Here is a 13,233-nt window from a genome sequence, read left to right on the forward strand (position 1 = left end):
TCTTTTTTTATTCATTATGTCCATTCTCGCCCTTTCGGGCTGCAGCGGTGATGGATTGGATGATTTGAAGCGATTCGTCAACGAGTCCGGGGAAGGGCTGCGGGGCAAGATTGAGCCCTTGCCGGAAATCAAGCCTTACGAATCCTTTGCCTACAATGCTTTCGACTTGCCAGACCCTTTCAAGCCACGAAAATTACAACCAGGCCAGGGCGGCGGACTCCAGCCTGACCTCAAGCGCAACAAGGAAGAACTAGAGAAATATCCACTTGAAAACCTGAAGATGGTCGGCTTTCTGGAACAAAGCAAGGTCAGATATGGCCTGATAAGAACCTCAGATGGCTCTCTGCACAGAGTCAAAATTGGTGAGCACATGGGGCAAAATTTCGGCATGATCACTAAAATCACGGATAACGAAATCGTAATGACAGAAATTGTTCAGGACAGCACCGGAAATTGGATCGAGCAAAACACCAGCATTAATCTGGCCAGCGCGCCAGGCCAAAAGTAAAGATAGAGGCCGCCATGAACATTATTAAATCGACAATTCGCTATTTTCTCCAGGCCGTCTGCCTGATTACCCTGTTTCTTGCCAACAGCCACGCAGCTGTCGAGCCAAGTGGCGCCAGTCCTGAAGCGGCCCAGATGCCGCAGAACAGCATCGAAAGCGTGGACTATTCCGCCCTTCAGGGTGGCAAATTTTTGATCACCCTGAAGCTGAAGCATGCCCTGAAAAATCCGCCTGCAGGGTTTGCCGTCAACAATCCACCACGAATTGCGCTGGACCTTCTGGATACAGCCAACGCATTGGGGAAAAACACTATTAATGTCAGTGAAGGCGTATTGCGCAACCTGAATATTGTTCAGGCGGGTAGCCGCACCCGGCTGGTCATCAATCTGACCAAGCCCGCCGGCTATGAAACAAAGATTGCCGGAAACACCCTTTTGATTACCCTGCAGGGTACCGAAGCCACCGGAGTAACATCTAATGTGAGTGCGAAATTTGCCGAAGCGCTCCCCGGCGCACAAAAACATTCTCTGCGAGACGTCGACTTCCGCCGCGGCAAAGGGGGTGAAGGCCGGGTCGTTGTCGACCTTTCCGATGCAAATACCGGCATTGACATCCACAGTGAAGGCAAATCTATCGTAGTAGAATTCATCAACACTACTCTCCCACGCAACTTGGAGCGTAAGCTCGATGTTGTGGATTTCGGCACGCCAGTACAAACAGTCAGTACGCTTGGTCATGGCAACAATGCACGCTTAGTGATCGAACCCAAGGGACTATGGGAACACTCTGCATATCAAACCGACCAGCAGTTTATTCTGGACGTCAAACCGATTGTTGAAGATTCTAGCAAACTAGTACAAGGAACAAAAACCGGCTACAGCGGTGAGAAGCTTTCCCTCGACTTCCAAAATATTGAAACCCGCACCTTGCTTGCGGTACTTGCAGATTTCGCCGAAATGAATGTCGTTATCAGCGATTCTGTCAGAAGCTCCACCACCCTGCGTCTGAAGGACGTTCCCTGGGATCAGGCCCTGGATATCACCCTTAAGCAATCTGGATTAAGCATGCGAAAATCCGGCAATGTCATCATGATTGCCCCCAGTGAGGAGCTTGCTACCAAGGAAAAACTGGAACTGGAAGCAAAGCAACAAATCTCTGAACTGGAGCAGGTGCGGACGGAAACCTTCCAGCTTAAATACACTAAGGCTGAGTCCTTCCAGAAGATCCTGGCAGACGACAAACAAAAAATCCTTTCCAAACGCGGCAGCGCCGTCTGGGACCCTCGTACCAACATGCTCTTTATCCAGGACACCCCGGCCAAGCTGGAGGAAGTACGCAAACTGATTAACCAGATCGATATACCAGTCAGGCAAGTGATGATTGAAGCGCGCATTGTTGAGGCAACCGACACTTTCAGCAGAACCTTGGGGGCTAGGTTAGGCTTTCACGACATGGGGGGACAAGGCTTTCCGATCAATGGAACGGATGCACACGCAGTCATAGGCGGCAATCTGAATGACACAGGGTCTCACACCGGTCAAAGCGCGACAACCCCCGCCTGGCCCAATGATTCCATGAATGTGAGCTTGCCCGCAAAAAGCTCCGCCGGGACAGCTGGGGTCTTGTCCATGATCCTCTTTAAATCGAATGCGACCCGCTTCCTGAATCTTGAGCTGTCAGCACTGCAAGCGGATGGCAAGGGAAAAATCATTTCCAACCCGCGCGTACTCACCTCCGACCAGGCAGAGGCCATCATCGAAGATGGCACCGACATCCCCTACCTGCAAGCCTCCAGCAGCGGCGCCACCAGCGTATCCTTCAAGAAGGCCGTGCTGAGCCTGAAAGTGAAACCGCAAATCACGCCTGATGACAATATAATCATGGACCTGAAGGTCAACAAGGATAGCCGGGGCCAGGACACTATTGCCGGTCCGGCTATCAATACCAAGCAGATTACCACTCAGGTGCTGGTGGAAAATGGCGGGACAGTGGTTATCGGCGGCATCTTCAACCAAGAAGAATCCACGACGGTGACCAAGGTGCCACTGCTCGGCGATATTCCGGTTCTCGGTTTTATGTTCAGAAATACCGACAAACGCGATGACAAGAGAGAACTGCTTGTCTTTGTCACCCCCAAGATTCTCAAGGAAAGTCTCAACCTGAGATAGCGCCTCGAAAGCTTTGTTGGTACGTAGCTGGGCCAGGCTCCATTTTTTCCGCTAAAATGCCTGTCACGATGACAACCCTTAAAGGGCACGAGTGACAGGCAATATTTTTTTAGTCGGGCTGATGGGCGCAGGCAAAACCACGGTTGGCAAGCTGATCGCCAGGCACCTCAACAGGCCATTCATCGACTCCGATCATGAAATCGAAAGACGCACTGGGGTCAATATTCCCCTGATTTTCGAACTGGAAGGAGAAGCAGGCTTCCGAACCCGTGAAGCTACGGTTATCGAGGATCTGACCGGACATAGTAATATTGTCCTGGCGACCGGGGGTGGAGCGGTATTAAGCCAACAAAACCGGGATAACCTCCGCCGCAACGGCACGGTAATTTACCTGCGCGCAAAAGTGGAAGATCTGTGGCAACGCACCCGTCACGACAAAAACCGTCCCCTGCTGCAGACTGCCGAACCTCAGGCAAAACTGAAAGAGCTTTTTGCGCAACGCGACCCCTTGTACTGTGAAATCGCCGACATCATTGTGGACTCGGGAGCACAAAGCGTCCACGCACTGGTTCACCAGATCGAAGAGCAGCTGAAACAGCTCAACACTGGCGCCTCAAAAACTGACTGAAATAAAGAATATCCACAGCCCATGCAAACCCTTACTGTAGATTTGAACGAGCGCACTTACCCGATTCATATCGGCACCGCCCTGCTTGCGCGACCCGAACTGATCCTTCCTCATCTGGCCCGCAAGCAGGTTGCCATTGTCACCAACACTACGGTAGCGCCGCTGTATCTGGATGCTCTGAGTGAACCGCTGGCGGCGGAAGGCGTGAATGTCGAAACTATCATCCTGCCCGATGGGGAGGAATATAAAAACTCGGATACGCTGAACCTGATCTACGATGCCCTCCTGACACACCATTGCGAGCGCAAGACCACCCTGATCGCCCTGGGTGGAGGCGTTATCGGCGATATCACTGGCTTTGCAGCCGCCACCTATCTTCGTGGTGTACCTTTCATCCAGATTCCGACCACCTTGCTGGCACAAGTGGATTCCTCGGTGGGCGGGAAAACCGGCATCAACCACCCGCTTGGAAAAAACATGATCGGCGCCTTCTACCAGCCCAAGCTGGTGCTGGCCGATACTTCCACTCTGAATACCCTGGATGACCGCCAACTCTCCGCCGGCCTGGCTGAAGTTATCAAATACGGCCTGATCCGCGATCTGCCTTTTTTTGAGTGGCTGGAGCAAAACATGGGCAAGCTGCTGGCGCGTAACCCCGAGGCGCTGGCTTATGCCATCAAACGTTCCTGTGAGAACAAGGCGGAAGTCGTCATTGCCGATGAACACGAAGGCGGCGTCCGCGCCCTACTCAATCTGGGACACACGTTCGGCCACGCCATAGAAGCCGGGATGGGTTACGGTAACTGGCTCCACGGCGAAGCCGTTGCAGCCGGCACAATGCTGGCCGCATCCCTGTCGCAGCGACTGGGCTGGATCAGTGAAGCAGAGGTGAGCCGCACCCGTGTGCTGTTCGAACGAGCCAGGCTGCCAGTCAGCGCGCCCGATCTCGGGGTGGAGACTTATCTGGAGCACATGGCGGTAGACAAGAAAGTGGAAAACGGCAGAATGCGTTTCGTGCTGCTTAAATCGATAGGGGCAGCGGTTGTCACCGCCGAAGTCACGGAGCAGGCGCTAAGGGAAACCTTGCAGGAAAACGCCCGCAATGCCTGAAAACCTCGCCCCCTACGCGGCCTTGTCGGCCACCTCGCGTGGCCGCCGCTTCCCTGAATCAGTGCCCGGCGGGCGCAGCGAATTTCAGCGCGACCGCGACCGCATCATTCACTCCACCGCCTTTCGCCGTCTCGAATACAAGACCCAGGTGTTCGTCAACCACGAGGGCGACCTATTCCGCACGCGACTGACACACAGTCTTGAAGTGGCACAAATTGGACGAACTATTGCCCGCAATCTGCGACTCGACGAGGATCTGGTGGAAGCCATCGCGTTGGCCCACGATCTCGGCCATACCCCTTTCGGCCACGCCGGACAGGATGAACTCAACGGCTGCATGAAAGACTACGGCGGCTTCGAGCACAACCTCCAGTCCCTGCGCGTAGTGGATATGCTGGAGGAGCGCTATGCCGAATTCGACGGCCTTAACCTGACCTTCGAAACCCGCGAGGGCATCCTCAAGCACTGCTCCCCACAAAACGCCGCCACGCTAAGTGAAGTGGGCGAACGCTTCCTGCACGACAAACGCCCATCACTGGAAGCCCAGGTAACCAATCTAGCCGACGAAATCGCCTACAACAATCACGACGTCGATGACGGCCTGCGCTCCGGCCTGATTACTTTGGATCAGTTGGCCGAAGTCAGCCTTTTCGCACGCCACCTCAAAATAGTGCGTGACCTTTATCCCGACTTGGCCGACCGGCGCTTGATCCATGAAACCGTGCGCCGCATGATCAATACCCTGGCACTGGACCTGATCAGCCAAAGCATGGAAAACATCAACGCTACCGCCCCAAGCTCCATCGAGAGTGTGCGCGAAGCCCCACCCCTGATTGCCTTCAGCCCCGCCATCCGCGAGGAACAGCAGGAACTGAAGCGTTTCCTGCGCACCCAGCTTTACCGCCACTACCGCGTCATGCGTATGAGCAGCAAGGCACGGCGTATCATCCGCGAACTGTTCCAGGCTTTTCTCGACGACGCTCGCCTCCTGCCACCGCAATACCAGGAAAAAGCTCAACAGGACAAACCTCGCGCCATTGCCGACTATATTGCCGGCATGACCGACCGTTACGCCATTCGGGAGTACCGGCGCCTGTTCACCATAGAAGAAACCTGAGGAGCAATTCCGGAAAGCACCACGAAACCCATCATTGCATGGGGATAAAGCGGCTCTGCAAACTGTACCGTAAACTTGACAATCCTCGTGGCGTTACCTAGTCTGATATCTCGAATGGGGGTTCTACTCAGGTCTCTGACCTCCCTGCACATATCATTGCATTGGCTACTGGTGAAATTCTGAACCCATGCGAGACCTGAGACACCGTATATTTTTGTCACTCCCCCTTAATGGAAGTGACCCCATAAATGATTTTTGCATAAGCGTTAGAGAAAAATTGATTGCTATGTGTAAAATACCTTCATCGCAAGGGGAAAAAACCTTCCGTTGGACCGAGGGGCTTAATCCAACATAATTTACGGAAAATTAAACTTTGTCCTGGCGCTGCCGACGCACCTTTCACAACATAAAAAAGGTAATCCAAATGAATGCTCCACAACACACCAATACTACGAGATGGCTGGCTAGCTTTGCCTTCGCATTTTCCATTCTTGCCCTTGGCGGTTGCGCGGGCACGGCATATCAACCCATCTCCGCAGCAGATACCCCTCCCCCCGCGCATGACTACCTGGTTGGCCCCGGTGACAACGTAAATATCACAGTCTGGCGCAACCCTGAGGTTTCAATGACAGTGCCGGTCCGGCCGGATGGCAAAATCACAACCCCTCTGGTGGAGGATCTGCCGGCCAGCGGCAAGACCTCAAGTCAACTGGCTCGAGACATCGAGAAGGCTCTGGCCAAATATATCCAGGAGCCGGTTGTAACGGTCATTGTAACCGGCTTTGTCGGACCATACGACGAGCAAATCCGGGTCATCGGCCAAGCAGCAAAACCGCAGGCCCTGCCTTACCGCAAGGACATGAGTCTGATGGATGTTCTGATTGCAGTGGGGGGAATCACTGATTTTGCTGCTGGCAACCGGGCCAGCGTCATACGCAGCATCAGCGGAACACAGCAACAGTTCGCCGTCCGGCTGAACGACCTGATCAAGGACGGTGACATGTCAGCCAACGTTCCCATGCGCCCGGGGGATGTTCTGGTTATACCTGAAAGTTTTTTTTAATTCCCCAGTCCCCTTTTCTTGGCCATTCTTTATGGCCTGTCTCGCTCGCCAAAGGCGATTAAGAAACGCACGGATTTGGCTGACATGTATGCAAAGCCGTCATCGGGCTTCCAGAGCTCCATGACGGCGCAAATGTCACTGACAGACTTTTTTGCTGAATAGCCAGGGCTAAAACTAAGGAGAGCTTCAAGATGCAAGAACTGATGGCCCAGTTGCTTTCCCATGTGAAGGGGATCTGGAAATATCGCTGGTATGCGGTTATAGCCGCTTGGGTCGTTGCCTTGGCAGGGTGGATTACGGTGTACAAGCTGCCTGACCGTTACGAGGCCACGGCAAGGGTTTACGTGGATACCGAGAGCATATTGAAGCCGTTGTTGTCGGGAATGACAACCTCGCCCAACATGGAACAGCAAGTCTCAATAATGAGCCGCACCCTGTTCAGCCGTCCGAACGTGGAAAGGGTCCTGCGCATGGTGGATCTGGACATCAAAACCAGCACGGCAAAGGACCGGGAGCAGCAGATCAAGGAGCTGATGGACGAAATCAAGATTGGAACGACCGGCCGGGATAATCTCTATACCATTTTGTACAGCCACGAAAACCCCAAACTCGCAAAAGACGTGGTCCAGTCATTTCTGACCATCTTTGTCGAGGGCAGCCTCGGAGACAAGAAGCAGGGCTCGGCGTCGGCAGTTCACTTCATTGAACAGCAGATCAAGGCTTATGAGGAGAAGCTGGTCCTCGCCGAAAATGCCCTGAAGGAGTTCAAGCGGAAAAACATTGGGCTATTGCCCCGTGAAGGCGGGGATTATTTTGCAAAGCTGACCACAACATCGGAGAGTCTCCATCAGGCACAACTGGAATTGAGGGAAGCCGAGAATGCGCGCAATTCCATCAAGAAACAGATGACTGACGAAGAACCCGACCAGAAGGCAGGTCAACCCCTGGCCGCCGAGGTCTCAAACCCGGAAATAGACGGCCGCATCAATGACCTGAACAAGAATCTGGACGCGCTTCGCTTGAACTTTACCGAACGGCACCCGGACATCGTTGCCGCCAAGCGCCTGATTGCTCAGCTTGAAGAACGCAAGAAGGAAGAGGCCAAACTGAGCAAGCGCAGCGCCGACCCCGGGAAAAACTATAGCCCCATGCTGCAACAGATCAATGTTGCGCTGATGGAAGCCGAAGCCAGGGTGGCTTCCATGAAGGCGCGCGTGGCAGAATATTCCGCCCGTTATAATCAGCTGAAGGCCCAGATCAATGCAATACCCCAGGTGGAAGCGGAGTTCACCCAGCTCAACCGCGACTATGAGGTAAACAAGGGCAATTACGAAAAACTGCTCGAACGCAGGGAAAGCGCAAAAATGTCCGGTGAAATGGCCACCACTACAGAGCTGTTGACATTCAAGATCATTGATCCGCCGATGGTTCCGCAAATTCCCACCGCTCCGAACCGTTTCAGACTGGTCTCCCTGGTGTTTTTGGGCGCCCTGCTGGCCGGAATCGGGACTGCGCTCCTGATGAGCCTGATCCGGCCCACATTCCAGAGCCAAGGCACCCTGCGGGAGATAACCGGCTTCCCGGTATTGGGCACGGTGAGCATGATTTGGACGCACCAGGAAATTATCAAGCGAAAAAAGGGAGTTTATGCCTTCGGTCTCTCTTTGCTATTTTTGTTGGGCTTATATGGCGCGTTCTTGGCAAAGGCACTCAAAAACATGCCGCCGTTTTGAGTTCAACCATCCTAGGAGTCTGTCAGTCGGACACGCTCCTAGCCACAGGACTAGCCGTAGATTCAGCACAAGGTGTCCCGCTCAGCAGGATTGGCGCCTAAGGAATGAACACCATCGGGAGGCAGCGTGAGCATTATTGAAAAGGCAGCAGGCAAGCTCGATCAGATCGAAAAAGGGGAAAAGACACCCCCGCATGAGGTTACGGCGAAACCCCCATCGGGAGACAGCTCGAGCATTATTGAAAAGGCAGCAGGCAAGCTCGACCGAATCGAAAAGGGGGAAGCATCCTCCTCAGCGGAAATGGCGCCGGAGATACCAGAACATCCAGACCAAAAGGCTCCCAGCGGGAACGAGGGGGGCGGGGCAGGGATCAACCCGACGCTTTCGGCGGGAGGCCATGTGTCAAAACAGGGCATGATCAATCTGGCGAAATTACGCCAGTTGGGCATGATCATTCCTGACGGGGAAAGAACACAGATCGCCGAGGAATTCCGATTGATCAAGCGCCCATTGATCAAGAATGCCTTCAACCAAGGCGCCGAAGCGGTCCACAGCGGCAATCTGATCATGGTCACCAGCGCCCTTGCCGGAGAAGGAAAAACCTTCTGCGCCGCCAACCTGGCGATGAGCATCGCGATGGAATTGGATCACACGGTTCTTCTGGTGGATGCCGATGTGGCCCGGCCTTCGCTACCCAAATACCTCGGCTTGGAGACCGGGCGCGGCTTGCTGGACGTGCTTCTCGACGACAAGCTAGATCTGGCTGACGTCCTGATCAGAACCAATGTCGAAAAGCTCTCCATCCTTCAAGCCGGAAGCAGGCACAAGCGTGCAACCGAACTGCTGGCGAGCCAGGCCATGAGCGACTTGCTCAAGGAAATTGCGCGTCGTTACCCAGACCGCGTTGTCATATTTGACTCCCCTCCTTTATTGCTTACCAGCGAGGCGCATGTGCTGGCAAGCCAAATGGGGCAGATTGTCCTGGTGGTGGGGGCTGAAAGCACGACCCAGCAAGCGGTCAAGGAAGCGCTCCGGCAAATTGAAGCATGCGATATCGTTAATCTGATTTACAACAAGGCCAGGGCATTCCCCGGCGGGGGGTATTATGGTTACTACGGCTAAAGCGCCTGAATGCGGCACCTGCCATAGACTTTCGTTTCCTGCAACCTGCTCCATCGCCACGGCAATGCTGCTTGTGTACTCTCATACAGGCGCTGCAGAATGGAAAGCCACCCCCAGTCTCAACCTGAAAGAGACCTATACCGACAATGTGAGATTGGCGCCGCCGGGGCATGAGAAAAGCGAATTCATTACCCAGATCAATCCCGGCATATCCTTGACGGGCACCGGTCCCCACTTGAAGCTCAACGCCAGTTACGGAATGCAGAATCTTGTCTATGCGGAGGAGAGCAGCCAAAACACGATGAATCACATGTTGAACGCCAACGCCAACGCCGAGCTGGTTGACAATTTGTTTTTCCTGGACGGGCGGGCCGCGATCAGCCAGCAAAACATTTCCTTGTTGGGCCCACAGGCGGCTGACAGTGCCAATATCACCGGGAACCGCACCGAGGTACAGACCTATAGCGTCAGCCCCTATCTGCGCCATAAATTCAGTAACTATGCCTCAACCGAAATTCGATATACTCATGATGAAGTCAGCACTGGCGGTAGCGAGTTGTTGAATAGCCAGGCGGACCGCATCCAACTCGGCCTGAACAGCGGATCGGCATTTAAAACACTGGGCTGGGGCTTGAACTACAGCAAGGGGAAAACCAGCTATGCAAATACTGCCAACCTCTTCCCCCCGGCCTTAGACACTGAAGTCCTTTCCGGCAATCTTAGCTACCTGGTCACCTCGAAATTTAGACTGACAGCTACCGGAGGCTACGAAAAAAACAACTATATTTCGATCGGGCCTAAGCCCGATGGTTCTTTCTGGTCTGCCGGCTTTTCCTGGGCGCCCAGCGCAATGACCAGCATCGATGGTAGCGCCGGCAGAAGGTTCTTTGGTGACACCTATTCTCTTGCAGCCAGCCATCGCACACGCCTGACCGCCTGGAGCCTGGGTTACAGCGAGGATATAACCTCTACACGATCCCAGTTCCTGATTCCAATAGACCCCACCCGTGTAATGGACCTGTATTTGGCCGCCCTCTATCCAAATTGGGCTGCCGCCGATCCTGTCCTCCGACAGAAATTGACTGAAGACTACATAAATACCTTTGGGCTTCCCCCGGAGCTAGCGGCCCTAGCTGGGCCCGTAAACTACCTGACCAACCGCCTCTTTCTGCAAAAACGCCTGCAGGCGTCTGTTGCGGTGACGGGTGCAAAAAACACCCTCGTTCTCAGCCTGTTCCACGTGACTCGCGACGCGCAGACCTCACAAGCCCAGGACAGCTTACTGTTTGGCAGTTCCACCCTGGCGCTGACCGACAATACAAAACAGGTGGGCGGCAACGCATTCTGGAGTTGGCGGATGGGTCCGCGCACCAGCGCCAACATTAATGCCGGGTTTACCAGAAACAGCTTCCCCTCCCTGGGCAGAACAGACAAAGATAAAACCATCCGGCTTAGCCTGACCAGGCAGTTCCAGCCCAAGCTCGATGGCTCGCTTGAGTTGCGGCGACTACAGCGGGACTCCAGCCAGGACGGCGGCGATTATAGCGAGAACGCCCTGACTGCCTCCCTGTTCATGAGATTCTAGCGGGCTTTAAGCATGTACGAATCCTTCTACGGCTTCAGCGCCAAGCCATTCCAACTGAAGCCCGATCCGAATTTCTTCTTCGGCAGCAAAGGCCATAAGCGCGCCATGGCCTACCTGGAATACGGGTTGTCCCAAGGGGAGGGCTTCATCGTCATCACCGGCGAAGTCGGGGCGGGCAAGACCACCCTAGTGCGCAACCTTTTCCGCAAGCTGGAGGCGAAAAACATCCTGGCGGCACAACTGGTAAGCACCCACCTCGGCTCGGAAGACACTCTGCGCATGGCGGCAGCCGCCTTCGGTCTTCCCTTCAAGGACGCGAGCAAAGCCGACCTTCTGACCGGACTCGAGGAGTTCCTTCGGCTGTGCGACCGCCAGGGGAAACGTGCCCTCCTGGTGGTGGACGAAGCGCAGAACCTTGCTCCCCGCGCGGTGGAGGAATTAAGGATGCTTTCCAACTTCCAGACCGCCGACAAGTCCTTGCTGCAAACCTTTCTGCTCGGTCAACCGGAGTTCAGGAAAACCCTGAATGGCAGTGAGATGGAACAATTGCGGCAAAGGGTGATAGCCACCTATCATTTGGGGCCGATGGATGCCTCGGAAACCAGGTCATATATCGAGCACCGGCTGAACACTGTTGGCTGGCGCGGCGACCCTTCCTTCGGTGAGGACGCCTTTGCTGCCATTTACGACTACACGACCGGCATTCCCAGAAAAATCAATAGCCTGTGTGACCGCCTGCTACTGATGGGCTGTCTGGAAGAACTGCACGATTTTGGCAGTTCAGAGGTCAACGAAGTCATTCGCGATATTCAGCACGAGTTTGATCTTCCCGCCTCGGGAGCCGACGCCCAAACCACTTCCACCACCGTACCGGGCAAAGAGGAAACCCGCGTCAGCCTGGAAAACATGGACGAAAGGCTTGCCAAGATGGAGAGCTCCGTCATCTCGGTGCTGGATCTGCTCAAGCAGATTCTCTCCTTGCCCAGAGTAAATAAAGAGCTTTCGAAAAGAAGATAGTCTATGCCTATATCCCCGTCAGGAGTCCAGGCTTTGGGCAGCATCCTTTGCGTCGTGGGTGCGCGCCCGAACTTCATGAAAATGGCCCCGATCATGGCGGCACTTGGGGATCTCAGGCCACCTCTGGCCTTGAGTCTGGTTCACACCGGCCAGCATTATGATGCAGTCATGAACCACCAGTATTTCGAGGCGCTCGGCATCCCGCAGCCGGATATCAATCTGGAGGTGGGTTCCGCAAGTCACGCAATTCAAACCTCAGAGGTCATGCGCCGCTTCGAGCCAGTGCTGGATGCCAAGCAGCCTTCCGCGGTACTGGTGGTCGGCGACGTGAACTCCACCCTGGCCTGCGCCTTGGTGGCGGCAAAAAAGGGGATTCCGGTGATTCACGTCGAGGCTGGCCTGCGCAGCTTCGACCGCGCCATGCCGGAGGAGATCAACCGGATATTGACCGACCAGATATCCGACCTGCTCTTTATCACCGAAAGCAGCGGCCGCGCAAACCTGCTGCGAGAAGGGATAGCCGAATCGCGCATCCATTTTGTCGGCAACGTCATGATCGACACCCTGCGCCGCAACCTGGTAAGGGCCGTCCCTGTGTCCCAAATCCTGAAAGATGCTGGGCGTGAGAATTTCCTGGGTGGCAACGCCGGCTATGCCGTCCTCACTCTGCACCGACCCTCCAACGTGGACGATCCCGCCATCCTGTGCACCCTGCTTGATACCGTCCTGAAAATCAGCCGCAAGTTGCCAGTCATCTTCCCGATGCACCCGCGCACCCGCGCCATGATCAAAAAATTTGGCCTGGAAGAGATGCTGGAAGTTCCCGAGTTGCTGCTGCTGCCACCCATGGGTTATCTGGAAATGCTGGGATTGATGAAGGACGCCCGGGTCATGCTGACCGACTCAGGCGGCATCCAGGAAGAAACCACCGCCCTTGGCGTCCCATGCATCACGCTGAGGAACAATACTGAAAGGCCGATCACGGTGGAACAAGGAACCAATACCATCGCCGGCCAGGATCCGGCAAAAATTCTGGCGGCCTTCGACGAGATTATGCGCAGCGGCGGCAAAGCGGGCAGGATCCCTGAATTCTGGGATGGACAAGCCTCGATACGCATTGCATTGGCAATTCACGAATGGCTGGGAAATGGGTTGCGGAGCTAACATTCATGCAGCCTCCAG

General features: G+C 54.7%; 11 protein-coding genes. All 11 read left to right on the forward strand.

The annotated features are described in order from the left end of the window. The first annotated feature begins 16 nt into the window (after positions 1-16). The 11 genes from SCT_RS01145 to wecB all read left to right on the forward strand — a co-directional run bounded on the left by SCT_RS01145 (position 17) and on the right by wecB (position 13,215). Positions 17-508, forward strand: a complete 492-nt coding sequence (locus SCT_RS01145; RefSeq protein ID WP_059418302.1) for a pilus assembly protein PilP — start codon at positions 17-19, stop codon at positions 506-508. Positions 509-522: 14 nt separating this feature from the next. Beyond that, positions 523-2,676 carry a type IV pilus secretin PilQ gene (gene pilQ, locus SCT_RS01150; RefSeq protein ID WP_059417949.1) on the forward strand — a complete coding sequence of 718 codons (2,154 nt, stop codon included), beginning with the start codon at positions 523-525 and terminating at the stop codon, positions 2,674-2,676. A 91-nt stretch (positions 2,677-2,767) separates the two neighbouring features. Further along, complete coding sequence (gene aroK / locus SCT_RS01155; RefSeq protein ID WP_059417952.1) at positions 2,768-3,304, forward strand: shikimate kinase AroK; 537 nt, start codon at positions 2,768-2,770, stop codon at positions 3,302-3,304. 21 nt (positions 3,305-3,325) lie between these two features. Further along, complete coding sequence (aroB, locus tag SCT_RS01160) at positions 3,326-4,414, forward strand: 3-dehydroquinate synthase (protein WP_059417954.1); 1,089 nt, start codon at positions 3,326-3,328, stop codon at positions 4,412-4,414. Next, positions 4,407-5,531: a deoxyguanosinetriphosphate triphosphohydrolase gene (locus SCT_RS01165; protein WP_059417956.1), complete on the forward strand. Its 1,125-nt coding sequence runs from the start codon at positions 4,407-4,409 to the stop codon at positions 5,529-5,531. The genes aroB and SCT_RS01165 overlap by 8 nt, the downstream gene beginning before the upstream one ends. A gap of 424 nt (positions 5,532-5,955) precedes the next feature. Beyond that, on the forward strand, positions 5,956-6,594 hold the full coding sequence (locus SCT_RS01170) for an XrtA/PEP-CTERM system exopolysaccharide export protein (protein ID WP_059418305.1): 639 nt from the start codon (positions 5,956-5,958) through the stop codon (positions 6,592-6,594). Positions 6,595-6,785: 191 nt separating this feature from the next. Then, positions 6,786-8,327, forward strand: a complete 1,542-nt coding sequence (locus tag SCT_RS01175; RefSeq protein ID WP_059417957.1) for an XrtA system polysaccharide chain length determinant — start codon at positions 6,786-6,788, stop codon at positions 8,325-8,327. A 126-nt stretch (positions 8,328-8,453) separates the two neighbouring features. Continuing rightward, the gene (locus tag SCT_RS01180; protein WP_059417959.1) at positions 8,454-9,449 is read left to right on the forward strand and encodes an XrtA-associated tyrosine autokinase; all 996 of its coding nucleotides are present in this window, start codon (positions 8,454-8,456) and stop codon (positions 9,447-9,449) included. Next, positions 9,433-11,034, forward strand: coding sequence for a TIGR03016 family PEP-CTERM system-associated outer membrane protein (locus tag SCT_RS01185; RefSeq protein WP_082098122.1), 1,602 nt, complete (start codon positions 9,433-9,435; stop codon positions 11,032-11,034). The genes SCT_RS01180 and SCT_RS01185 overlap by 17 nt, the downstream gene beginning before the upstream one ends. Positions 11,035-11,046: 12 nt before the next feature. Next, positions 11,047-12,051, forward strand: a complete 1,005-nt coding sequence (locus SCT_RS01190; RefSeq protein WP_059417963.1) for an XrtA/PEP-CTERM system-associated ATPase — start codon at positions 11,047-11,049, stop codon at positions 12,049-12,051. Between the two features lie 3 nt (positions 12,052-12,054). After that, entirely contained in the window at positions 12,055-13,215 is a 1,161-nt protein-coding gene (gene wecB, locus SCT_RS01195; protein WP_059417965.1) for a non-hydrolyzing UDP-N-acetylglucosamine 2-epimerase, read from the forward strand. The last annotated feature ends 18 nt before the right edge of the window (positions 13,216-13,233 follow it).

Source organism: Sulfuricella sp. T08, assembly GCF_000971475.1.
In the GTDB taxonomy this organism is placed as follows: domain Bacteria; phylum Pseudomonadota; class Gammaproteobacteria; order Burkholderiales; family Sulfuricellaceae; genus Sulfuricella.